A 23,125-nucleotide genomic window follows, 5' to 3' on the forward strand; every position below is an offset into this window, starting at 1 on the left:
CACATGACGAACCTGACCTCCCTCCTCGTCGCCAACCGGGGCGAGATCGCCGTACGGATCTTCCGCACGGCCCGAGACCTGGGCCTGGCCACCGTCGCCGTCCACTCCGACCCGGACGCCGACGCCCTGCACGTCCGTGCCGCCGACGCAGCCGTACGGCTGCCGGGCGCGGCCCCCGCCGACACCTACCTGCGCGGCGACCTGGTCATCAAGGCCGCGCTCGCCGCCGGAGCCGACGCCGTCCACCCCGGCTACGGCTTCCTCTCCGAGAACGCCGACTTCGCCCGCCAGGTCCAGGACTCCGGCCTGACCTGGATCGGCCCGCCCCCCGAGGCCATCGAGGCCATGGCCTCAAAGACCCGGGCCAAGGAACTCATGCGCGCCGCCGGCGTCCCGCTCCTCGACCCCGTCGACCCGGCCACCGCCACCCCCGCCGACCTGCCCCTCCTGCTCAAGGCGGCCGCGGGCGGAGGCGGCCGCGGCATGCGCGTGGTCCGCGACCTGGACGCCCTCAAGGAGGCCCTCCACGCCGCGTCCGCCGAGGCGGCCTCCGCGTTCGGCGACGGCGAGGTCTTCGCCGAGCCCTACGTGGAGCGCGGCCGCCACGTCGAGGTGCAGATCCTCGCCGACGCCCACGGCACCGTCTGGGCCCTCGGCACCCGCGACTGCTCCCTCCAGCGCCGCCACCAGAAGGTGATCGAGGAGGCCCCCGCGCCCGGCCTGCCGGAACCGCTGCGCGAGAGCCTCCACGCCGCCGCCGTCGCCGCGGCCCGCGCCGTCTCCTACCGGGGAGCGGGCACCGTCGAGTTCCTCGTCACCGCCGACGGACGGCCCTACTTCCTGGAGATGAACACCCGCCTCCAGGTCGAACACCCCGTCACCGAAGCCGTCTTCGGCCTCGACCTCGTCGCCCTCCAACTGCGCGTCGCCGAGGGCGAAGCCCTGCCCCCGGCGCCCCCCGAGCCCAGCGGCCACGCCGTCGAGGCCCGCCTCTACGCCGAGGACCCCGCCCAGGACTGGCGCCCCCAGACCGGCGTCCTGCACACCCTCGACATCCCCGGCCGGGTCCGCGTCGACACCGGCTTCACCGGCGGAGACACCGTCGGCATCCACTACGACCCCATGCTCACCAAGGTCGTCGCACACGCCCCCACCCGCGCCGAAGCCGTACGCGCCCTCGCCCACGCCCTCGCCGGAGCCCGCATCCACGGGCTCACCACCAACCGCGCACTCCTCGTCGGCTCCCTGCGCCACCCGGAGTTCACCGCCGCACAGCTCGACACCGGCTTCTACGAGCGCCACCTCGCCGCCCTCACCGAGACGACCCCGGACGCCGGCACCGCCGCCCTCGCCGCCGCCCTCGCCGAGGCCGCCCCCGCCCCGGACGCGCCCCTCGCCGCCCGCCTCGGCGGCTGGCGCAACCTCCGCTCCCAGCCGCAGACCCGCCGCTACACCGCCGCCGGCACCGAGTACGAGGTCCAGTACCACCCCGTCGACCACCCCGGCGTGCGAGTCCTGTCGGCCGAACGGCACCTCGTCACCCTCGAAGTCGACGGCATCCGGCGGATGTTCCACGTGAAACGAAATTCGAACAGCACCGAGGTCTACGTCGACTCCCCGCTCGGAGCCCACACCCTCACCCCCGTACCCCGGTTCCCGGACCCCCAGGACCGCACCGAACCGGGCTCCCTGCTCGCCCCCATGCCCGGCACCGTCGTCCGCGTCGCCGAGGGCCTCGCCCCCGGCAGCCCCGTCACCGCCGGGCAGCCCCTGCTCTGGCTGGAGGCCATGAAGATGGAGCACCGCATCCTCGCTCCGGCCTCCGGCACGCTCACCGCGCTCCACGCCGTCACCGGCCAACAGGTCGAGTACGGCGCCCTGCTCGCCGTAGTCCAGGAGGAACCGCAGTCATGAGCTCCACCATCGAGTCCGCCGAACACAAGGCCCTGCGCACCGCCGTCACCGCCCTCGGACAGCGCTACGGCCGCGAGTACCTCACCCGCGTCGCCCGCGAGGGCGGCCACCCCGACGAACTGTGGGCCGACGCCGCGAAGCTCGGCTACCTCGGCGTCAACCTCCCCGAGGAATACGGCGGCGGAGGCGGCGGCATCGCCGAACTGGCCATCGTCCTCGAAGAACTGGGCGCGGCCGGCTGTCCCCTGCTCATGATGGTCGTCTCGCCCGCCATCTGCGGCACGGTCATCGCCCGCTTCGGCACCGACGACCAGAAGCGGACCTGGCTCCCCGGCCTCGCCGACGGCAGCCGCACCATGGCCTTCGGCATCACCGAACCGGACGCCGGATCCAACTCCCACCGGATCACCACCACGGCCCGCCGCGACGGCGACGACTGGATCCTCACCGGCCGCAAGGTCTTCATCTCCGGCGTCGACATCGCCGACGCCACCCTCATCGTCGGCCGCACCGAAGACGCCCGCAGCGGCCGCCTCAAGCCCTGCCTGTTCATCGTCCCGCGCGACACCCCGGGCTTCGGCCGCTCGGTCATAGACATGGAACTGCAGGCGGCGGAGAAGCAGTTCGAACTGACCCTGGACGAGGTCCGCCTGCCCTCCTCCGCCCTGGTCGGCGACGAGGACGCCGGCCTCCTCCAGCTCTTCGCGGGCCTCAACCCCGAACGCATCATGACCGCCGCCTTCGCCATCGGCATGGGCCGCTACGCCCTCGCCCGCGCCATCGGGTACGCGAAGACCCGCCAGGTGTGGAAGGAGCCGATCGGAGCCCATCAGGCCGTGGCCCACCCGCTGGCCCAGGCCCACATCGAACTGGAACTGGCCCGCCTCATGACCCAGAAGGCGGCCGCGCTGTACGACGCGGGCGACGACATGGGCGCGGGCGAAGCCGCGAACATGGCGAAGTACGCCGCGGGCGAGGCCTGCGTCCGCGCGGTGGACCAGTCCGTCCACACCCTCGGCGGCAACGGCCTCACCCGCGAATACGGCCTGGGCTCCCTCATCACCGCCTCCCGCGTAGCCCGCATCGCCCCGGTCAGCCGCGAGATGATCCTCAACTTCATCTCCCACCAAACGCTCGGCCTCCCCAAGTCCTACTGACCCTGTGGGCGGCTCGGCGGGATCGGATCGGGGCCGCCACCGGGCCCCTGCGGGGTGCCCTGCGGGCGGCTCGGCGGGATCGGAGCGGGTCCGCCGCCGGGGTGTCTCCTCGGCTCGGCCGGGCCCCTGCGGGGTGCTCGGCGGGGCGGGGTCGGTCCGGTCGGGGAGTGGGGCCGCCGCCGGGGTGTCTCCTCGGCTCGGCCGGGCCCCTGCGGGGTGCTCGGCGGGGCGGGGTCGGTCCGTTCGGGGAGTGGGGCCGCCGCCGGGGTGTCTCCTCGGCTCGGCCGGGCCCCTGCGGGGTGTTCGGCGGGGCGGGGTCGGTCCGTTCGGGGAGTGGGGCCGCCGCCGGGGTGTCTCCTCGGCTCGGCGCGTGCGGGGTGTCTCGGCCGTACCCGGTGGTCGCGCGCTCGTCCTGCGGGGACACCCCGCCACGTCCCCACTCCCCTCGGCCCCGGACACGCAAAGGGGATCCCTGGCACTTCCGGAGCGCTGCCGTGGGGTGGGGACACGCAGGAGGGTCCCCGCAGGACGAGCGCGCAACCCAGGCCGCCCGGCCGCGACACACCCGCACGCGCCGAGCCGAGGAGACCCTCGTGCGGGGCACCACCCCACCCCCACACACCGCCAAGCCCCCCGCAGGGGCACCCCACCCCGTACACCGCCAAGCCCCCCGCAGGGGCACCGCACATCGCCGAGCCCCCGCAGGGGTACCGCAGGGGTACCGCCGGGGTCGGGGCGCAGCCCCACCCCGGATACCGCCAAGCTCCCCGCAGGGGACACCGCATAACCTCGCCCCGGAGGACCCCGCCCCACCCCGCCCACCGCTCCGGAGGAGCCATGGCCACACCCGTCCACGCCACAACGGCGGCCGGAGTCACCACCCTCACCCTCGACTCCCCGGCCAACCGCAACGCGCTCTCCGCGGAGCTCGTCGCCGAGCTCCGCGCCGCCCTCGCCGCGGCCGCCGGGGACCCGGCCGTGCGCGCCGTCGTGCTCACGCACACCGGCTCCACCTTCTGCTCCGGCGCCGACCTCAAGTCCCCGTCCGCCCCGGCCGACTTCGTGGCCCTGCTCCGCGAGATCGCCGAGCTGCCCCAGCCCGTCGTCGCCCGCGTCACGGGCCACGTCCGGGCCGGCGGCCTCGGCCTGCTCGGCGTCTGCGACATCGCCGCCGCCGGCCCGCAGTCCTCGTACGCCTTCACGGAGACGCACCTGGGCGTGGTCCCCGCCGTCATCTCCGCGCCGCTCCTGCCCCGCCTCGACCCGCGCGCCGCAGCCCGCTACTTCCTGACCGCCGAGGCGTTCGACGCCGCCGAGGCCGCACGGATCGGCCTGCTCACCCTCCACGGGGAGGACGTCGACGAGACCCTCGCCCCCGTCCTCGCGGGCCTGCGCAAGGCCGGCCCGCAGGCGCTCGCCGCGACCAAGCGACTGGTCACCGCACCCGTGCGCGCGGCCCTCGCGCAGGACGGCGCCGCCCTCACCGAACTGTCCGCGCACCACTTCGGCTCCGCCGAGGCCCGCGAGGGCATCACCGCCCGCTTCGAGCGCCGGGACCCGTCATGGGCACTGTGACCGGCGGCGCCACGGGCCCGACGGGCGCCACAGCCACGGCAGCCACCGCCACCGGCCCCAAGCAGGCGCGCAGCCGCGTCACCCGCCGCCACCTCCTGGAGGCGGCCGTGTCCTGCCTGGCCGAGCACGGCTGGGCCGGCTCGACCGTCTCCGTCGTCGCCGAACGCGCCGGCGTCTCCCGCGGAGCCGCCCAGCACCACTTCCCGACCCGCGAGGACCTGTTCACCGCCGCCGTCGAGTACGTCGCCGAGGAGCGCTCCACCGCCCTGCGCGACCTCTTCCACGCTGGCCCGGCCGCCCGCCCGGCCGTCGTGGAGGCGCTGGTGGACCTGTACACGGGCGCCCTCTTCCGGGCCGCGCTCCAGTTGTGGGTCGCCGCCTCCAACGAGGAGCAGCTGCGCCCGCGGGTCACCGAGCTGGAGGCCCGGGTCGGCCGCGAGACCCACCGCATCGCCGTCGAGCTGCTGGGCGCCGACGAGTCCGTACCGGGCGTACGGGAGACCGTGCAGGGCCTCCTCGACATGGCCCGCGGCCTGGGGCTGGCGAACGTCCTGACCGACGACGCGGCCCGCCGGGCCCGTGTCGTGGCCCAGTGGTCGCGCATCCTCGACGCGGCTCTCGGCTGAGCCCGCTCAGCCGAGACGCGGACGCGGACGCGGCGAACAGCAGCGCGCCGCGCCCCGGGGGAGTCCGGGACGCGGCGCCCCGCGGTGGCGGTCGGCCGGGCCGGTCAGGCGGTCTCGGCGATGTCCGCGTAGCCCTCGATCTCCTGCGGGTTGCGCCGGCCCGGGCCCGTGTAGCGGGCCGACGGGCGCACCAGGCGGCCCGTGCGCTTCTGCTCCAGGATGTGCGCCGACCAGCCGGCGGTACGGGCGCAGCTGAACATGGAGGTGAACATGTGCGCCGGGACCTCCGCGAAGTCCAGCATGATCGCGGCCCAGAACTCCACGTTGGTGGCGAGCACCCGGTCGGGGCGGCGCGCGTGCAGCTCCTCCAGGGCGGCCTTCTCCAGCGCGGCGGCCACCTCGTAGCGCGGCGCGTCCAGCTCCTTGGCGGTGCGCCGCAGCACGCGGGCGCGCGGGTCCTCGGCGCGGTAGACGCGGTGCCCGAAGCCCATCAGGCGCTCGCCCTTGTCGAGGGCCTTCTTCACGTAGGCGACGGCGTCGCCGGTGCGCTCGATCTCCTCGATCATGCCGAGGACGCGGGACGGCGCGCCGCCGTGCAGCGGGCCCGACATGGCGCCGACGGCGCCGGAGAGGGCGGCGGCCACGTCCGCGCCGGTGGAGGCGATGACGCGCGCGGTGAACGTGGAGGCGTTCATGCCGTGCTCGGCGGCCGAGGTCCAGTACGCGTCGACGGCCTTGACGTGCTTCGGGTCCGGCTCGCCCCGCCAGCGGATCATGAACCGCTCGACCACGGACTCGGCCTTGTCGATCTCGCGCTGCGGGACCATGGGCAGGCCCTGGCCGCGGGCGGACTGGGCGACGTACGACAGTGCCATCACGGCCGCGCGCGCCAGGTCGTCGCGGGCGGTCTGCACGTCGATGTCCAGCAGCGGTTTCAGACCCCACACGGGCGCGAGCATCGCGAGCGCGGACTGCACGTCGACGCGGATGTCACCGGAGTGGACCGGGATGGGGAAGGGCTCGGCGGCCGGCAGGCCGGGGTTGAAGGCACCGTCGACCAGCAGGCCCCAGACGTTCCCGAAGGAGACGTGGCCGACGAGGTCTTCGATGTCGACGCCCCGGTAGCGGAGCGATCCGCCTTCCTTGTCGGGTTCGGCGATCTCCGTCTCGAACGCGACGACCCCTTCGAGCCCGGGTACGAAGTCGGACATCAGGCGGCTCCTCAGATAGTGCGAACACGCGCGGCTCCCGGCGTGACTCGCGGTCCGGCGCGGTCATCCCCGTTGATGCCCGGCACGGCCGATGGTCACCCGTGCGGGAACCTTCGGACCGGCCCCAAGATTTTGGCCGCTACGTCCCGACTGCGGAAGCGTGACATACGGCACACCGCCGCCGGTCCACCTGCGGCAGGATGGCTGGCGTGACCGATCAGGACATTGACCCCGCAATGATGCGCAAGCAGTACCGCTCGGAGATCGTCCACGAGGAGAGCCTCGCCGAGGACCCCATGGAGCAGTTCGCCAGGTGGTTCCAGCAGGCGGCCGACTCGCACCTCTTCGAACCGAACGCCATGGTCGTCTCGACGGCCACCCCCGACGGACGGCCCAGCTCGCGCACGGTGCTGCTGAAGCAGTTCGACAGCCGGGGCTTCGTGTTCTTCACCAACTACGCGTCCCGCAAGGGCCGGGAGCTCGCGGAGAACCCGCAGGTCGCGCTGCTCTTCCCCTGGCACCCCATCGCCCGCCAGGTGATCGTCACCGGTACGGCGGCCCGTATCGGCCGCGACGAGACGGCGGCGTACTTCCGGTCCCGGCCGCACGGCTCGCAGCTGGGTGCCTGGGCGAGCGAGCAGTCGAGCGTGATCGGCTCGCGCGAGGAGCTGGACAGCCGCTACGCCGAGCTCGCGGAGCGCTACCCGGAGGGCGAGCAGGTCCCGGTCCCGCCGGAGTGGGGCGGGCTGCGGGTGGTGCCGCAGGAGATCGAGTTCTGGCAGGGCCACGAGAACCGGCTGCACGACCGCCTCCACTACGTGCTGGAGGTCGGGAAGTGGCGCCTGGAACGGCTCTGCCCGTAGCCGAGGGAAAAACAGACGACCCGCGGGCTCGGGTTCCTCTCCTGCAGTGAGAGGAGCCGGCCGGACGTTACCGGCGAGCCCGCGGGTCGGGTGACTGCTTGGGATTGGCGCCGGGCGATCCGCCGGGCACCGCACTGGGTGCGCTACTGACGGCGGGCCCTAGCCCGCAGCCACCTCACGCGTCCGGTTTCCGTACATTGCGGGAACCACCTCCCTTCTCGTGTAAGTCAGAGCCTAGGCACGCACGCCGGCGGTCACAACTGTTTATTGGAGCCGGAGCCGGCCCTCCCGCGGGCGCTTCCGAGGGGGCAGCGATGTGCCGGCCGCCCCGGCCTGACCGGATTTCGTGTCCCCAATCCGGCGAAAGCGGTGTGGTGTGGGTCACGTTCGAGTTCAATGATCTGACGTGCCGCATACGCGAACACCTGCTGGGGGTTCCAGGTGAGTGCTTCCGGACGTGACGAGACCGCCGACGATCTGCTCGCCGCGCTGTTGGACGGGATGGACGCCGCGCTGTGCGCCTTCGATTCCGACGGGGTGATCACCCACTGGAACCGGGAGGCCGAGCGGATCCTGGGCTGGTCGGCCGGGGAGGCCGTGGGGCGCAAGGGGTTCGAGGGGTGGGCGGTACGGGCCGCCGACGCGCAGGACGTGCAGGACAGACTGATGTCCGCCCAGCAGGTGCCCGGGCGCCAGGTCCACGAGTTCGCGCTGCTCACCAAGGACGGCGGGCGGGTCCTCGTACGGACGCAGTCCGCCGGGGTGCCGGGTGCGGACGGCTCGCCCGCGGGGGTGTACTGCGCCTTCAGCGAGGTGCACGCGCAGATCGACCTGGAGCGGTCCATCGCGCTCAGCGAGGCCCTGATGGAGGACGCCTCCTGGGGCGTCGTCCTCGTCGACGTCGACCTGCGGCCCGCCGTGGTCAACACGCACGCCGCCCGGGCCTTCGGGACCGGCCGCACCGCTCTGCTCGGCCGGCCCCTCGGGGAGCTGCTGACCCAGGGGGTGGAGGAGCTGGAGGGCGCGCTCCAGCACGTCCTCGCGGAGGGGGCGCCGCCCGCGCCCGTCGAGATGTGGGTGGCGGTGCGCACGGCGGAGGGGGTGCGGCGCCGGTGCTGGCGGTGCGGGTTCCTGCGGCTGGCCTCGCCGCTCGCGGAGGAACCGGTGCCGCTGGGCGTCGGCTGGCTGATCCAGGACGTCACCGAGGCCCGGCAGGAACAGCTCGACGCCGCGCAGGCGCGGTTCCGGTCCCACCAGCTCCACCGGGCGGGGCGGGCCGCCGCCGAGTGCGAGGATCCGGCGGAGGCGGCCGCCGTGCGCCTGGACTTCGCGCTCGCCGGCTTCGCCGAGCACGCGCTGCTCGACGTACTGGCTCCTGCGGCCGACTCCGAGCGGCGAAGGCTCGTACGGTGCGCAGCGTCGCCGCCCGCGCTGCCGGCGCCGGGTTCGATCCCCGTGCGGTACGCGGCCGGGCACCCGGCGTTGCAGGCGCTGGACCGGATCGGCTCGGTGCGCACCAGTGCCCCGCGCGGCGAGGCGGACGCGGAGTGGGCGCGGGCCCGGCAGTGGCCCGAGGGGGCGGCGCACGTGCTGTGCACGGTGCTGCGCAGCCGGGGGCGGACCCTGGGTGCGCTGACGTTCCTGCGCGGGCCCTCGCGGGTGGCGTTCGAGCGCGCGGACGCCGCGTACGCGGAGGAGGTCGCGGCCAGGGTCGCGGCGGACCTGGACCTGGCGGCGCGCCCGCCGGGTCAGTGACCGGAGCCGGCCACCGGCCCGAGCCGGTCGGTGCCGTCGGCCGGTCAGTGACGGAAGAAGATCCGGTCGCCGTACTCCTGCATGACGCGGCCGTTCCACTCGTGGCCGCCGTCGACGTTGCCCGAGCGCAGCAGCGGGGGTTCCAAGCCGCGGGCGGCGAGTTCTCCGGCCGCCGTCGCCATGACCGCCTGCATGATCGCGCTGGTGACGACGGTGGAGGCGGGGGCGAAGGGGGCGTCGATGCCGTCGATGCTCAGTTCGGCGTCGCCGACGGCGATCTTGCTGTCGAGGACGACGTCGCAGTGGTCCTTGAGGAAGGTGCCGGAGACGTGCCGTGAGCGGGTGTCGGTGGCGTACGCGACGGAGGTGACGCCGATGACCTTGAGGCCGATGGCGCGGGCGTTCATGGCCATCTCGACCGGCAGGGCGTTGCGCCCGGAGAGGGAGATGATCACGAGGACGTCGCCGTCGGAGGCGGGGCTGCTGTCGAGGACGGCGCCGGCGAGGCCGTCGACCCGTTCCAGGGCGCTGCCCAGGGTGGCGGGCATGACGTCGACGCCGGCGGTGCCGGGGACGGCGAGGAAGTTCATCAGGGCCAGGCCGCCGGCCCGGTAGACGACGTCCTGGGCGGGCAGCGAGGAGTGTCCGGCGCCGAAGGCGAAGAGGCGGTTGCCGGCGGCGACGGCGTCGGCGATGAGGGTGCCGGCCTCGGCGATGTGCGGGGCCTCCTCGTCCCGTACCCGCTCCAGCAGGCCGATGGCGGCATCGAAGAACTGACCGGCCAGCTTGCTCTCGCTCATGCGCCGAAGGCCCTTCCAGAGGTGGGGTGCGTCCGTGTCCGCCGCTCACCGTGCGGTCTGGACCAAGGGCGTGTCAATACGGGCGTCAATCCCGTGTGAGAAGGGCCTGGGGATGTACGGGACGGGTCTTGACCGCTGGGCACGGGACGGTTGTCGGCCTGATGCGTCAGAATTGGGGACAGGGCCAGCGCACGCAATCCGAGGGGCACGAATGTCCGGACTGATCGATACCACGGAGATGTATCTCCGCACCATCCTCGAGCTGGAAGAGGAAGGCGTGGTACCCATGCGCGCCCGGATCGCCGAGAGGCTGGACCAGAGCGGGCCGACGGTGAGCCAGACGGTGGCGCGCATGGAGCGGGACGGCCTGGTGGCCGTCGCCACCGACCGGCACCTGGAGCTGACGGACGAGGGCCGGCGGCTGGCGACGCGCGTGATGCGCAAGCACCGGCTCGCCGAGTGCCTGCTCGTCGACGTCATCGGGCTGGAGTGGGAGCAGGTCCACGCCGAGGCCTGCCGGTGGGAGCACGTGATGAGCGAGGCGGTGGAGCGGCGGGTGCTGGAGCTGCTGCGCCACCCGACCGAGTCGCCGTACGGGAACCCTATCCCGGGGCTGGAGGAGCTGGGGGAGAAGGCCGAGGCGGAGCCGTTCCTGGAGGACGGGATGATCAGCCTGGCCGAACTGGACCCGGGTACCGAGGGCAAGACGGTGGTCGTGCGGCGGATCGGGGAGCCGATCCAGACGGACGCCCAGCTGATGTACACGCTGCGTCGTGCGGGTGTGCAGCCCGGTTCGGTGGTGAGCGTGACCGAGTCGCCGGGCGGTGTGCTGGTGGGCAGTGGTGGTGAGGCCGCCGAGCTCGAGGCGGAGATCGCCTCGCACGTGTTCGTGGCGAAGCGCTGACCTCGTAGGTCCCAGCCGTACGGATCGGTCCTCGGTAGTGGTCGGTCCCGGCGCCTTGCGGCGCCGGGACCGGTCCTCCCCTGTGTGACCTGGAGCCCCGAGCTCTCAAGGTCGTCCCCTCGGACCGTCTTCCCCGAGCGGCCCGCCTCCCTGTTGAAAGGATCTCCATCGGCAGGGGCGGCCAATCCTTGAGCAAGGTCACTCGAAAGAGCGGTGTTGTGGGCGAGAACCCCGTTTTCGAATGGGGGTTCGATAGTCTGGCGGGGAGCGAAGGGGGTGCATCTGCGGTGGTACAGCGCATCGATGTGACAGGGGCCGAAGGCGTCCGTCTGGCCGCCTGGCAGTTCCGAGAACCGGTCCCCGAGGCAGACCCCCGCCCCGGCGTGCTGTTACTGCACGGCCTGATGGGTCGTGCCTCCCACTGGGCCGGCACCGCCCACTGGCTCGGCGAACGCCGCCGCGTCGTCGCCCTGGACCAGCGCGGCCACGGCCACAGCGACCGCCCGGCCGACGCGGCCGCCCCGCACACGGCACTGGGCCGCGAGGCCTTCGTGGCCGACGCCGAGGCCGCCGTGGAACAGCTCGGCCTCGCCCCCGTCACCCTGATCGGCCACTCCATGGGAGCGCTCACGGCCTGGCAGCTCGCCGCCCGCCGCCCCGACCTGGTCGCGGCCCTCGTCATCTGCGACATGCGGGCCTCGGCCCTCGGCGCGGCCTCCCAGCGCGAATGGGAGGACTGGTTCCACCTCTGGCCCCTGCCCTTCCCCACCCAGGACGCGGCCCGCCGCTGGTTCGGCGAGGACGATCCCCGCGTGGAGCGCCCCGATCCCGGCCGCGGCGCCTTCTTCGCCGAGGTCATGCACGAGGCCTCGGACGGCTGGCGGCCGCTCTTCTCCCGCCGCCAGATGCTGACGGCCCGCGAGACGTGGGTCCACGACGCGCACTGGGAGGAGCTGGCCCAGGTCCGCTGCCCGACCCTCGTGGTCCGCGGCCTGGACGGCGAACTGGGCCGCGCCGAGGCCCAGGAGATGGTCCGCGTCCTCCCGGCCGGCCGGTACGCGGAGATCCCCGACGCCGGCCACTACCTCCACTACGACCAGCCGACGGCCTGGCGCGCCGTCCTGGAGCCCTTCCTGGACGACATCCCGGCCCCCACCCCCTGACCCCGGCCCGCCCCGACCCGCCCGTACAGGGCGGCCCCGACCGGGCCGCCCCTCTCCAGGCCGGTTCGGGAAGGTCAGAAGGACTCGAAGGTCCAGATCAGGGCGACTTCGGTGTCGTTGACCGCGATCAGACCGGCATCGAAGCGGCTGCGGCTGAACGTGCTGACTCCGTTGACCGGCTGCTCGTAGAAGTTCGGCCGCTCGCCCTGCCAGCCGACGTTGGAGTAGAAGCGGGTGCCGTCGGGGAAGCGCGAGAGCAGCACCAGAGCGCGTCGTTCCATCTCCGGCCGACGCTCCTCGAAGCCCCAGGTCTTCGAGACGTTCATGCCGACAACGCCGAGCAGGACCATGAGCGACTCGACCGAAGAACGCGGGAGTTCGCGGACGGAGCGCTGAAAGCGCTCCACGTCGGCCGGATGCGTGGGCGGCTCGACCCAGGCGAACGCATCGACCTCGCGGTCGCTCTCGTCCTCGTACGGATCGAGCGACGCCCAGCCACGCGGGTCAGAGGTCTCCCCACGCATGATCGCTGCGACGTCGAACCACCATTGCGCTTGATCGCGTCGCGCCACGGCTGCGAAGGCCCAACGGCTCTCGTACAGCGCCAGTCCGTCTGCCCAAGCCTGTGCGGTGAGATCGTCCGTCATCCCGCCATTGTTCCGCGGCAGGGCGTGTCAGCGGGATGTCAGTCGGGTGTTCGGGGGGTCTCAGGGGGGCGGGTCATGGTTTCCACGTCGCCGGGAGAACACCTGAGAAACGAGGAAACCCCATGTACGCCGTCGCCGCCCTGCAGCTCCTGATCGCCCTCGCCTTCCTGAGCATCCCGCTCGTCCGCAGCCGCTACGGCAGCCGCGCCCAGGCCGCCGTCGAGGCCGAGTTGGGGCGTCAGGGAGTGCGGACCACCGTCATGGCCGAGAACGGCATGCGCCTCGACGCCGGGGGCCACGAGACCTGGGCGCCCGTCGGGGTCGCCACTGCCCTGGCCGTGCCCGCCGTCCTCGCGCTGGCCGGCAACTCCTGGGCGGACACGCTCACCTGGATCGTCCAGCCGCTGGTCATCCTCGTGAACTGCGTGATCCTCTACTCCAACCTGACAGCCGTGCCGTCCGTGACCGCCGCCTTCGCCAAGTCCGACGACGCCGAACTGCGGCGCATCGACGTCAGGTCCATGCTCCGCGCCGCCGAGCAGGGATTCCCCCGCTGGGTCATGCCGTACCTGCAGAACCTCCGCCACGGCATCGTGTTCGCCGGCTCCGCCGCCGCGCTGATCCTGCTCGCCGCCCGCTGAACCCGGCCGGTCCCGCCACCGCCTTTCGCGCCCCGAGCCGCCGCACGGCGACGTTCGGGGCGCCGGCTGTCTGCCGGGAGCGGGACGGCGGCGGGCCGCGTCAGCCCTTGCTGACGGCCAGCAGGATCTCCGGGAGCTTCCGCGACACCGTCGGGGCCGCGAGCCGCAGGCCGGCCCAGGCGGCCAGCCAGCCCCAGGCCACACCGATCGGGAGTACCACCCAGGACGTGTCCCGGTGTTCGGCCATGTTCAGCCAGATCGCCAGGGCGATCACCGGCGCGCACACCAGCGCCGACACCAGCATTCCGGCCGCGATGCCGCCCCAGGCGAGCCCGCCCTGCCCCGGCGCGACGTTCTTGAAGGCGCCGTCCGTCGGGATGGAGTACGGGAAGCGGGCCGAGGCCAGCGCCCCCGTGCAGAGCATCGCGCCCAGCAGGGCCAGGGCCACGCCCACCCCCGCGGCGAAGCCCTGCCAGTCGTCCAACAGGACCGCGGTGACCGCCGTGACGAGGACCGTGTACGGGACGGTGACCAGGGCCAGCGCGGCAGCGCGGGCGCGCAGCTCCACGTACGCGTCACGGGTGTTCGAGATGGTCTGCGCGACCATCCAGAACGCCGAGGTGTCCTGCCCGAACTGGTTGTACATCTGCACGCCGAGCATGCCCGCGCCGAAGCAGCCGAGGTACACCGACCCGGTGCCCTGCAGCGCGTTGAAGACGGGCACGATCGCGCCGATCGCCAGCGCGGTCACCGTGGCCGACTTCGTCTTCGGGTCACGCACGAGGTAGCGCAGGCTGCGCTGCATGGAGGCGCCCGTCCGGCCGCCCGGCATCAGCGACCAGAAGCCGCCGCCGGCGCCGTCGCGGCCCTTGACCGGTCCGGAGGCCGCGATCGTCGAACCGTCCGGGGTGACCATCAGCTTGGTGAGGCTGCGCTCCCAGGACCACAGCAGGGCGGCCACGGCGGCCACGGTCAGCACCAGCTGGGCCGCCGCCCGCCCGTACGCGCCCTCGCTCACCGAGTCGACCATCCCGACGGCGGTCGCCGGCGGCAGCCACTGCAGCACCGCCTCGACGGGCTCCAGCTTCGACAGGCCGCCCGCCTGGAAGAGGCTCTGGCTGGCGAAGTTGGCCAGCTGCGCGCCCACCGCGATCACCAGGCCGCTGAGGAGCGCCAGGTCGCGCCCCTTGCGGCTGGTCAGCAGGCGTACGTTGGCCGTCGCCACGGCCCGGGCGAGGGTGACGCAGCCGAGCAGCAGGAGCGGTACGGCCACCACGGCCGCCACCGCGCCGGCGGCGCCGCGCGCGACGGCTATCACCGAGCCGATCGCCAGGCACAACGTGAACAGCGGCCCGATGCCGACGAGCGAGCTGACGAGCAGGGCCCGTACGAGGGGACGCGGGCGCAGCGGCAGCATCACCAGCCGGCTCGGGTCCAGCGTCTCGTCCCCGGTGGGGAAGAACAGCGGCATGAAGGCCCAGCCGAGCGCCAGGATCGCGGCCAGCAGGACCACGACGGTGCCCGCGTGCGCGTTGCCGTGCAGCAGGCCCAGGCCGAGCGTCATGAAGAAGCCGACCACCAGCGCGAAGGCCAGCGTCGAGAAGTAGGCGGCCTTGCGCTTCGAGGAGCCCTTCAGCCCGTTGCGCAGCAGGGACAGCTTGATGCGGAGGAAGATCGGGGTCAGCGCGAGCGGTGCGGCGGAGGGCGCCGTTCCCGCGACGGTCCCTGCGGTGCCGGAGGCGCCGGTGGCCCCGGCGGGGGCGGCGGGCGCGCTCATCGCACGACCGTCCCGGAAGCCCCGGAGTTGCCGCCGAGCCAGTCCAGCGAGTCCCCGGCCGTGTCCCGCCCGTGCGCGCCGACCAGTTCGAGGAAGGCGGCCTGGAGGGAGGGCGCGGAGCCCCGTACGTCGGCCAGCGGGCCCGCGGCGCGGATGCGGCCGGCGGCCATCACGGCCACCCAGTCGCACAGCGACTCGACGAGCTCCATCACGTGGGAGGAGAAGACGACCGTGGCACCGGACGCGGTGTATCGTTCCAGCACTCCGCGGATGGTCTGCGCCGACACCGGGTCGACGCCCTCGAACGGCTCGTCCAGGAAGAGCACTTCGGGGTTGTGCAGCAGGGCCGCCGCCAGGCCGATCTTCTTGCGCATGCCGGTCGAGTAGTCGACGACCAGCTTGTGCTGCGAACCGGCGAGGTCGAGGATGTCCAGCAGCTGCGTGGCCCGCTTGTCGGTCTCCTCGCCGGGGAGTCCGCGCAGACGGCCCATGTAGCCGAGCAGTTCACGTCCCGACAGCCGCTCGAAGAGCCGCAGTCCCTCGGGCAGGACGCCGATCCGCGCCTTCACCTCGGTCGGGTCGGCCCACACGTCGTGCCCCGCGACGAGGACCCGCCCCATGTCGGGGCGCAGCAGCCCCGTCACCATGGACAGCGTGGTCGTCTTGCCCGCGCCGTTCGGCCCCACCAGGCCGATGAACTTCCCGGCGGGCAGCTCCAGATCGATGCCGGCGACGGCCACCTGCTCGCCGAACCGCTTCCACAGACCTTCCACGCGCACGGCGGACGGCGCGGTTCGCGCGCCCTCCGTCCCGTGCGTTCCACCCGTCGCATCGCCCTGGTCCGGCATGCGCCTGCCTCTCGTCACACGTCCCCGTTGGTCGTTCTCTCCTCACGATAGGAGGAGGGGGAGAGGCCTCATCAGTTACTTATGTCATGAGTTTCCGGGCCCGGTCTCACACGGCCCGGTGCGCCGTCACCCCTGGCGCCGCTTGCGTTCCGCCGCCGCCTCGCTGCCGCACGCGTACGCCAGTGCGTCGATCAGCTCCTCCGTGTCCGGCAGCCAGCGGTTCGCGGGCGTGGGGCGGCGCGCCCACTGGACCGCGCCCCGGCCGCCGAAGCGGGTGGGCGGGGCGGCGACGTACTCGCCCTCGCCGCGGGCGGTCAGGTCGATCGCGGACGGCGTCCAGCCCAGCTTGCGCACGAGGTCGGCGACCTTGACGCCGGCGCCGGGCAGCACGAAGAACAGCATCCGGTGGTCGGGCGTCAGCGTGACCGGCCCGAGGGTGCGCTGCATGCGCTCCAGCCGGGCCAGCGCCAGGAAGCCGGCCGAGTCCGGCACGTCCAGCGCGTCGAAGCTCCGGCCCGTCGGCAGCAGGATCGACGCCTGCGGGTTCTTCCCCCAGACCCGGCGCACCTGTACCGCGCTGCCGGTGGCGTGCGCCGCCCAGTCCTTCACCGCCGCGTGCGCGCCGGGCGCCGGGCAGTCCGCGGCCCCGCAGGAGCACAGCTCCCGGCCGTCCCCGGGCTCCAACCAGGTGCCGGCGAAGACATCCCAGTGCCGTTCTTCCGCGTACCGCACGGCATGGTCCAGCAGCTGCTCGCCGCGCTGCTTGGGGATGGGTGCGGTCTCCGTGACTCCCATGGTCTCTTCCACGCCCATCACAACTGCCCGGGTCACCCGGGGTTACGGGCGTAAACCCGCCCGCGGCCGGAGCATCGATCCTGCAAATGGGGCGCACTGATGCACGCGTGGGGGCGCGTAGGAGGCCGGGGCGCTGTTGCTGGGTAGCGACACGACGCAGAGCGGAAGATTCTCCGCACATCAGGCGGGAAGTGATCATTCCAACGGATCACCCGCGGTCAGCAGGGGGTTTTCATGGCAGCCAGGCCTCTCGTCGCCCGCCAGCCGAACGAACGGCTGCAGGCGCTCATCCAGGAAGCCGGGTGCTCCAACGCTGGGCTCGCCCGGCGCGTGAACATGTGCGGGGCCGAACACGGCCTCGATCTGCGCTACGACAAGACCTCCGTGGCCCGCTGGCTGCGCGGCCAGCAGCCGCGCGGCCGGGCGCCCGGCATCATCGCCGAGGCGCTGGGGCGCAAACTCGGCCGGACCGTCACCATCGACGAGATCGGCATGGCCAACGGGAAGAACCTCGCCTCCGGTGTCGGCCTGCAGTTCTCCCCCACCGTCATCGGCGCGATCGAGCAGGTCTGCGAGCTGTGGCGCAGCGACGTCGGACGCCGCGACTTCCTCGCGGGCTCCAGTGTGGCCGCCTCGGCGCTCGTCGAGCCGAGCCGCGACTGGCTGATCACCGGCGCGGACACCCAGGTGGCGCGCAGCGGCGGTTCGCGGGTCGGCATGTCGGACGTGGAGGCGGTACGGGCGACCACCGAGGCCCTGAAGGAACTCGACCACCGCTTCGGCAGCGGGCACGTACGGCCGGTGGTCGTGCACTACCTCAACTCGGTGGTGTCGGGGCTGATCGGCGGCTCCTACCGGGAACCCGTCGGGCGGGCCCTGTTCGCGGCGGTGGCCCGGCTGACGGAGCTGGCGGGCTACATGGCGGTGGACACGGGCCAGCCGGGCCTGGCGCAGCGCTACTACATCCAGGCGCTGCGGCTGGCCCAGGCGGCCGGGGACCGCGCGTACGGGGGCTACGTACTGGCGGCGTCCATGAGCCACCTCGCGGCGGAGCTCGGGAACCCGCGGGAGATCGCGCAGTTGGCGCGGGCCGCGCAGGAGGGGACGCGCGGGCAGGTCACCCCGCGGGTCGAGGCCATGTACTACGCCGCCGAGGCGCGCGGGCACGCGCTGCTGGGCGACAGCCGGGCGACGGGGGTGCTGTCCGCGCGGGCGCTGAGCGCGCTGGAGCGGGCGGAGCCGGAGTCGGGCGACGACCCGGTGTGGATCCGCCACTTCGACGAGGCGTACCTGGCGGACGAGCTGGCCCACTGCCACCGCGACCTGGGGCAGGCGGACGCGGCGGCCCGGCAGGCCGAGGAGGCCCTGCGCGGCCTCCCGGCGGGCAAGGCGCGCCGCCGGGCCATCGGGCTGCTGCTGCTGGCGGCGGCGCGGGTGCAGCAGCGGGAGGTGGAACAGGCCTGCCAGACGGCCGTGCAGGCGGCGGACCTGCTGGAGGGGCTGCGCTCGAACCGGGGGGCGGAGTACCTGGAGGACTTCAGGGCGCGGCTGGAGCCGTACCGGGAGGAGGCGGCGGTACGGGAGTTCGCCGCGCGCGTCGCCTAGCGGCGGGCTCGGCCGACTCGTTCCGCTGCCGGTGCGTTGCCGCGTGCGTTTCCGCGTGCGGCGCCGCTGCGGGGGCGCTGCCCCCGAGTCCCCGCGCCTCAATCGCCGGCGGGGCTGCAGGATCGGGGCGGTGCCCCGGACCCGGATGGTGGGGCGGGGCTGATTCTCGGGTCACGGGTGGTCTCACGGTGGCGGTGCGTGACCGGGTAGCGTGGCCGGGGTTCCGTACGGTCGGGTGAGTCGGAGAAGGAGTCCCGGTGACGCAGAGCGGACAAGGGGGCGCCCCACAGCCGGGTGCTCCGTGGGATCCGGACCCGGCGTCCGGGTATCCGGCGTACCCGGAGCAGCCGCAGCAGGCGCAGCCCGGGGCCGCCTACGGGTATCCGCAGGCCTACCCCGCGGCGGAGGCCGCGCCCGGGCACGTGGTCGGGCCCGGCTACGAGGGGCCCGGCGCACCGCACGGCTACGGCTATCCGCCGCTGCCCGAGGCCGTCACCCAGTACATCCCGCCCGTCCCGGCCGATCCCGCGGCCCCCGCGCACGAGGAGGCGGCGACGCAGTACATCGCGCCCGTCCCCGCGTACCCCGGGCCCCCCGGGCACGACGAGGCCGCGACCCAGTTCATACCGCCCGTGCCGGCCGCCCCCATGGCCCCCGCGCACGAGGAGGCGGCGACGCAGTACATCCCGCCGGTCCCCGCGGGCCCCGGCGCTCCCGCCGCCTCCGGCGTCGAGGGGTTCGACGGCCTGTTCCGCGGTGACGACTCCGCCGGGCACACCCAGCACCTGCCGCCCGTGCAGGAGCCCGTGCTGCGGGGCCGGCCGCCGCAGCGGCCCTACCCGCCGCGCGCGCAGGCCCCCGTACCGCAGGCGCACCCGCATCAGCCCCACCCGCACCAGCAGTACGCCCCGCCCCCGCCCCCGCCGGCGGAGCCCTCCCGCAAGGTCTCGCCCGCGATCATCGGCGCCGTCGTCATCGGCCTCGCCGTCGTCGGCCTCGGCGTCGGCACGCTGCTGCCCGACGGCAAGCCCCAGAACAACGACCCGGGCGCCGTGCCCGCCGCGCCGACCGCGAGCAGCGGTTCGGCCGCGCCCGGCGAGGCCCCGGTCGACCCGGCCCGACCGCAGGCCGTCCAGCTGGACAAGCTCCTCGCGGACAGCAACGACAGCCGGGCCGCGGTGATCAAGGCCGTGGAGGACATCAAGAGCTGCACCAACCTCGACCAGGCGGCCTCGGACCTGCGCGACGCGGCCCGCCAGCGTGAGGAACTCATCACCCGGCTGCAGGAGTTGAAGGTCGACAAGCTGCCCGACCACGCCAAGCTGTCCGCCGCCCTGAACAAGGCCTGGCAGGCCTCGGCGGACGCCGACAACAGCTACGCCGCGTGGGCGGACGACGTGGACGACGACAAGTGCAAGGACGGCAAGGCCAAGGCCACCAAGAACGCCTCCGAAGGCAACAGGTCGAGCGGCGAGGCGACCAAGGCCAAGGAGTCGGCCGCGACCCTGTGGAACACGATCGCGGCCAAGTACGGACTCACCAAGCGCGACAAGTCCCAGCTCTGAGCCGGTCACCGGTGACCGGTGACCGGTGACCGGAGACCGGTCGCCGGTGACCGGCCCCGCCCGCGCTCAGGCCGTGCGCGGGGCCTGCACCAGCGTCGGGGTCATGTCCAGGCTCTTCTCGCCGGGCTGCGCCACGAGGCGCCCGGCCTGCACGATCTGGAAGGTGACCTGGCCGTTGACGATGCGGGGGAAGCCGGCGACGGCGCGCATGTCCTGGTAGCGCCAGCTCAGGTCCGGGGTGAGGCCGCCGGTCTTCACCGGCTGGGACTCGTTCAGCGACCGCTTGACCTTGCGGGCGTCGACGTCCTCGCCCTCCTCGAAGCGCTTCACGATCTCGCTCAGCACCGTGTACGCGATCCAGGTGGTCTGCGCCCCGCTGTCGTCGGGGTCGACGGTGTCGTCGCCGAAGGCGAAGTCGGTGACGACCTTGCGCATCGGCTCCCAGACGGGATCGGAGGCCACCGGGTACCAGCTCGTGATGTACGCGCCCTCGAAGGGGCTCTCCCGGCCGCCCGTGCGGTCCACCAGGGACTGGCTGACGCTGCCCAGCACGGAGGAGATCTGCGGCTTCTTGCGCTGCGGCTCGGTGCGGCGGAAGGCGTCGAAGAACGTCTCGGTGCGCTCGCCGAGGACCGCGGTCACGCAGCCCTTCTCCTTCTCCTTCTCCTTGCCCGTGCCGGTGGTGTGCGCGAGGGCCTCATTGGCCTGCGGCTTGAAGTCGGCGGAGTCCTCGGCGGCCCGGATGTCGGCGGCGTCGGCCATCTTGTTGGCCCGCAGTCCGGCGTTGAGCAGGACCGGCAGGGTGTCGCCGGCGATGGTGTCGGGGCGGACGAGCGCGACCTGGTCGCAGACGCGCCCCAGCTGGTGGCCGGCGCCGGCGATCAGGACGGACTGGCCGCCGTTGACCGGGTAGGACAGCGGGGACTGGAACTCCTCGGAGGAGACGCCGTAGCCGCCGATGAAGGGGATGCCCTCCGCCTCCAGCGGGGCCATGAAGGCGCGTCCGTGCTGGCTGTAGGAGCCGACGACGGCGACGGCCTTCTCCGCGACCGCCTTGCGGGCGCAGTCGGCGGCGCCGCTGGGCGTGTTCTTCTCGTTGCAGGTCAATACGCGCAGTTTGTGGCCGTTGATACCGCCCTTGGCGTTCGCCCAGCGCTCGTAGGCCTTGGCCATTCCGGTCATGCCGGGCATGTTCGTGGCGCCGGTCCCCTCCGGAGCGAAGGTCATGACGGTGATGGTTCCCCCGGAGCCCCCCGAGCTGCCGGGGAGCGTCCCGCACCCGGCCACGAGGCACGCACCCATCGCCGTGGCCACGACGGTGCGGGAGAGGGATGCTGCGCGTCGCGAGATGGTCATGTCCATGCACCATTCCGCCCCACCGGTAACTGTCGAGTGAGATGGACACAACATCGGGTGACGTCGAGGTGAATTACGGGGGCGCGGTCGCTTGCAGGCGCCTCAAGATCGCACTGAACAGGAACGTACGATCGAAAGCGTGACATTCGCCCAAGGTTCGAAGAACTCTTCCAAACGCGGCGGCCGCTCCTCCACCATGGGCGGCATGCCCCTGAACGACATGCCGTGGTGGCGCTGGCGCTGCAACGTGCGCTCAGCGCTGCACATGCTTTCCGATCCGGCCTTCCACGAGGACACCTGGCTGGCCGGCGACGAAGGGTACGGCGACGTCACCGACGCCGTGTACCGGCTCGTCGAGGACACGTGGCTCGACAGCTGGTCGGCTGAGAAGTACGTCGGCACGATCTTCCGCGACTCGCAGGAGGCGGCCCTCGTCGACCTCGCCGTGCTGCGCGTGCTCCGGATCCTGCACCAGGTCGGCCCCGACGCCCCCGTCTCCGTCTACCTGGAACACCACGCGTGGCCCGAGGCGGTCCGTGCCGCGCGCGAGGCGCACGTACGGCTCGCGCAGGCCGACGGGGACGACCCGGACGCACGGCCCACCTCGCTGGAAGTGTTGAGGATCCTCACCCGCGCGGTGTGAAAGGCTGTGCGGTCATGAGCGACCCGCACAACGAGGCCCAGGCCCAGCAGCAGCCCCAGTACGTCCTGACCGTGTCCTGCCCCGACAAGCAGGGCATCGTGCACGCCGTGTCGAGCTACTTGTTCATGACCGGCTGCAACATCGTGGACAGCCAGCAGTTCGGAGACCGGGAGACCGGGCTCTTCTTCATGCGGGTGCACTTCGAGGCCGAGCCTGCGGTGACGGTGGAGAAGCTGCGGGCGAGCTTCGCCGCCATCGGCGAGTCCTTCAAGATGGACTGGCAGATCCACCGCTCCGAGGAGCGCATGCGGATCATCCTGATGGTGTCCAAGTTCGGGCACTGCCTCAACGACCTGCTGTTCCGCTCGCGGATCGGGGCCCTGCCGGTCGAGATCGCGGCCGTGGTCTCCAACCACACCGACTTCGCCGAGCTGGTCGCCTCGTACGAGGTGCCGTTCGTGCACATCCCGGTGACGAAGGACACCAAGGCGCAGGCCGAGGCGCAGCTGCTGGAACTCGTACGCGCCGAGAACGTCGAGCTGGTGGTGCTCGCGCGGTACATGCAGGTGCTGTCGGACACCCTCTGCAAGGAGCTGAGCGGGCGGATCATCAACATCCACCACTCGTTCCTGCCGAGCTTCAAGGGTGCGAAGCCGTACCACCAGGCGCACGCGCGCGGTGTGAAGCTGATCGGCGCGACCGCGCACTACGTGACGGCCGACCTCGACGAGGGGCCGATCATCGAGCAGGAGGTCGAGCGGGTGGGCCACGAGGTCACCCCGGACCAGCTGGTGGCCGTCGGCCGCGACGTGGAGTGCCAGGCGCTCGCGCGCGCGGTGAAGTGGCACAGCGAGCACCGCGTACTGCTGAACGGCTCCCGCACGGTGGTCTTCGCCTGACGGCTGGCGCCTCGCGTCGAACGGGCCGCGCCCCGGCCCGGGCCGGCCGTGACCGGCGGCTGCCGACCGCAGCCAGCGGCTCGCGGCTCGCGCCGACGGCGACCGGTTCGCGCCGACGGTGATCGGCTCGCGGCCCGCGTCGGCCGTCCGGCCCGTGTGTCCCGCGGCCCGCGCCGGCCGCCGGGCCCGTGGCGTGTCGCCGGCGTGGGCACGGCCCCGCGGGCATCGGCCGGGACCGACGGCCCGTGACCGGCTCGCCGCCGTGTCCCCGGTCGGCGCCCGGGCGGCGCGGGACGGGGGTCGTGCCCCCGGGTCCCGGTCCGCGGAAGGACGCACGGGCACCCGGTCGGGCCGCCTGTCCGTCACCGCTGTGCGGGCGGC

At 73.2% G+C, this 23,125-nt stretch carries 20 protein-coding genes; 13 read left to right on the top strand and 7 right to left on the bottom strand.

Annotated features, from left to right (window positions below; translation table 11 throughout):
* The first annotated feature begins 3 nt into the window (after positions 1 to 3).
* From OHA91_RS21300 to OHA91_RS21315, 4 genes are all read left to right on the top strand, one after another.
* Complete coding sequence (locus OHA91_RS21300; protein WP_328739759.1) at positions 4 to 1,914, top strand: ATP-binding protein; 1,911 nt, start codon at positions 4 to 6, stop codon at positions 1,912 to 1,914.
* Positions 1,911 to 3,071 (top strand): acyl-CoA dehydrogenase family protein, encoded by a 1,161-nt coding sequence (locus OHA91_RS21305; protein WP_031155404.1) that lies wholly within the window; start codon positions 1,911 to 1,913, stop codon positions 3,069 to 3,071. The genes OHA91_RS21300 and OHA91_RS21305 overlap by 4 nt, the downstream gene beginning before the upstream one ends.
* A gap of 837 nt (positions 3,072 to 3,908) precedes the next feature.
* A complete protein-coding gene (locus tag OHA91_RS21310) occupies positions 3,909 to 4,646 on the top strand; it encodes an enoyl-CoA hydratase family protein (RefSeq protein WP_328739760.1) in 738 nt (245 codons plus the stop codon).
* Entirely contained in the window at positions 4,634 to 5,272 is a 639-nt protein-coding gene (locus OHA91_RS21315; RefSeq protein WP_031155215.1) for a TetR/AcrR family transcriptional regulator, read from the top strand. Before OHA91_RS21310 ends, OHA91_RS21315 begins: the two co-directional genes overlap by 13 nt.
* Positions 5,273 to 5,376: 104 nt before the next feature.
* Here the strand turns inward: OHA91_RS21315 and OHA91_RS21320 are convergent, their stop codons facing one another.
* Positions 5,377 to 6,483 (bottom strand): citrate synthase 2, encoded by a 1,107-nt coding sequence (locus OHA91_RS21320; protein ID WP_031155218.1) that lies wholly within the window; start codon positions 6,481 to 6,483, stop codon positions 5,377 to 5,379.
* 200 nt (positions 6,484 to 6,683) lie between these two features.
* On the opposite strand from OHA91_RS21320, the gene pdxH reads away from it, so the two are divergent.
* Complete coding sequence (gene pdxH / locus OHA91_RS21325; RefSeq protein ID WP_328739761.1) at positions 6,684 to 7,346, top strand: pyridoxamine 5'-phosphate oxidase; 663 nt, start codon at positions 6,684 to 6,686, stop codon at positions 7,344 to 7,346.
* Between the two features lie 441 nt (positions 7,347 to 7,787).
* Positions 7,788 to 9,101 carry a PAS domain-containing protein gene (locus OHA91_RS21330; protein WP_031155222.1) on the top strand — a complete coding sequence of 438 codons (1,314 nt, stop codon included), beginning with the start codon at positions 7,788 to 7,790 and terminating at the stop codon, positions 9,099 to 9,101.
* A 44-nt stretch (positions 9,102 to 9,145) separates the two neighbouring features.
* On the opposite strand, the gene OHA91_RS21335 is transcribed toward OHA91_RS21330, so the two are convergent.
* Positions 9,146 to 9,901 carry an SIS domain-containing protein gene (locus OHA91_RS21335; RefSeq protein WP_031155225.1) on the bottom strand — a complete coding sequence of 252 codons (756 nt, stop codon included), beginning with the start codon at positions 9,899 to 9,901 and terminating at the stop codon, positions 9,146 to 9,148.
* 211 nt (positions 9,902 to 10,112) lie between these two features.
* On the opposite strand from OHA91_RS21335, the gene OHA91_RS21340 reads away from it, so the two are divergent.
* Entirely contained in the window at positions 10,113 to 10,805 is a 693-nt protein-coding gene (locus OHA91_RS21340) for a metal-dependent transcriptional regulator (protein WP_031155227.1), read from the top strand.
* Positions 10,806 to 11,092: 287 nt separating this feature from the next.
* The gene (locus tag OHA91_RS21345; RefSeq protein ID WP_031155229.1) at positions 11,093 to 11,968 is read left to right on the top strand and encodes an alpha/beta fold hydrolase; all 876 of its coding nucleotides are present in this window, start codon (positions 11,093 to 11,095) and stop codon (positions 11,966 to 11,968) included.
* Between the two features lie 74 nt (positions 11,969 to 12,042).
* On the opposite strand, the gene OHA91_RS21350 is transcribed toward OHA91_RS21345, so the two are convergent.
* Positions 12,043 to 12,615, bottom strand: coding sequence for a hypothetical protein (locus OHA91_RS21350; protein WP_266500290.1), 573 nt, complete (start codon positions 12,613 to 12,615; stop codon positions 12,043 to 12,045).
* Between the two features lie 122 nt (positions 12,616 to 12,737).
* Here OHA91_RS21350 and OHA91_RS21355 point away from each other — a divergent pair, with 122 nt between their 5' ends.
* Positions 12,738 to 13,256 carry a hypothetical protein gene (locus tag OHA91_RS21355; RefSeq protein WP_266500293.1) on the top strand — a complete coding sequence of 173 codons (519 nt, stop codon included), beginning with the start codon at positions 12,738 to 12,740 and terminating at the stop codon, positions 13,254 to 13,256.
* A 100-nt stretch (positions 13,257 to 13,356) separates the two neighbouring features.
* Here OHA91_RS21355 and OHA91_RS21360 read toward each other — a convergent pair whose 3' ends face one another.
* The 3 genes from OHA91_RS21360 to OHA91_RS21370 form a co-directional block, all read right to left on the bottom strand.
* Positions 13,357 to 15,033 carry a transporter gene (locus tag OHA91_RS21360; protein ID WP_328739762.1) on the bottom strand — a complete coding sequence of 559 codons (1,677 nt, stop codon included), beginning with the start codon at positions 15,031 to 15,033 and terminating at the stop codon, positions 13,357 to 13,359.
* Positions 15,030 to 15,881: an ABC transporter ATP-binding protein gene (locus OHA91_RS21365; protein ID WP_328739763.1), complete on the bottom strand. Its 852-nt coding sequence runs from the start codon at positions 15,879 to 15,881 to the stop codon at positions 15,030 to 15,032. Before OHA91_RS21365 ends, OHA91_RS21360 begins: the two co-directional genes overlap by 4 nt.
* A 126-nt stretch (positions 15,882 to 16,007) precedes the next feature.
* Positions 16,008 to 16,676 (bottom strand): bifunctional DNA primase/polymerase, encoded by a 669-nt coding sequence (locus tag OHA91_RS21370; RefSeq protein WP_240803680.1) that lies wholly within the window; start codon positions 16,674 to 16,676, stop codon positions 16,008 to 16,010.
* A 234-nt stretch (positions 16,677 to 16,910) separates the two neighbouring features.
* Between OHA91_RS21370 and OHA91_RS21375 the strand changes: the two genes are divergently transcribed.
* A complete protein-coding gene (locus OHA91_RS21375; protein ID WP_031155244.1) occupies positions 16,911 to 18,281 on the top strand; it encodes a hypothetical protein in 1,371 nt (456 codons plus the stop codon).
* Between the two features lie 257 nt (positions 18,282 to 18,538).
* Positions 18,539 to 19,846 carry a ferritin family protein gene (locus tag OHA91_RS21380; RefSeq protein ID WP_266500304.1) on the top strand — a complete coding sequence of 436 codons (1,308 nt, stop codon included), beginning with the start codon at positions 18,539 to 18,541 and terminating at the stop codon, positions 19,844 to 19,846.
* 66 nt (positions 19,847 to 19,912) lie between these two features.
* Here the strand turns inward: OHA91_RS21380 and OHA91_RS21385 are convergent, their stop codons facing one another.
* The gene (locus OHA91_RS21385; protein WP_031155248.1) at positions 19,913 to 21,202 is read right to left on the bottom strand and encodes an ABC transporter substrate-binding protein; all 1,290 of its coding nucleotides are present in this window, start codon (positions 21,200 to 21,202) and stop codon (positions 19,913 to 19,915) included.
* A 196-nt stretch (positions 21,203 to 21,398) separates the two neighbouring features.
* Here OHA91_RS21385 and OHA91_RS21390 point away from each other — a divergent pair, with 196 nt between their 5' ends.
* Positions 21,399 to 21,845 (top strand): SCO4402 family protein, encoded by a 447-nt coding sequence (locus OHA91_RS21390; protein WP_266502583.1) that lies wholly within the window; start codon positions 21,399 to 21,401, stop codon positions 21,843 to 21,845.
* Positions 21,846 to 21,859: 14 nt separating this feature from the next.
* A complete protein-coding gene (gene purU / locus OHA91_RS21395; protein WP_031155252.1) occupies positions 21,860 to 22,744 on the top strand; it encodes a formyltetrahydrofolate deformylase in 885 nt (294 codons plus the stop codon).
* The last annotated feature ends 381 nt before the right edge of the window (positions 22,745 to 23,125 follow it).

It is taken from the genome of Streptomyces erythrochromogenes (assembly GCF_036170895.1).
GTDB classification, from domain to species: Bacteria; Actinomycetota; Actinomycetes; order Streptomycetales; family Streptomycetaceae; genus Streptomyces; species Streptomyces erythrochromogenes.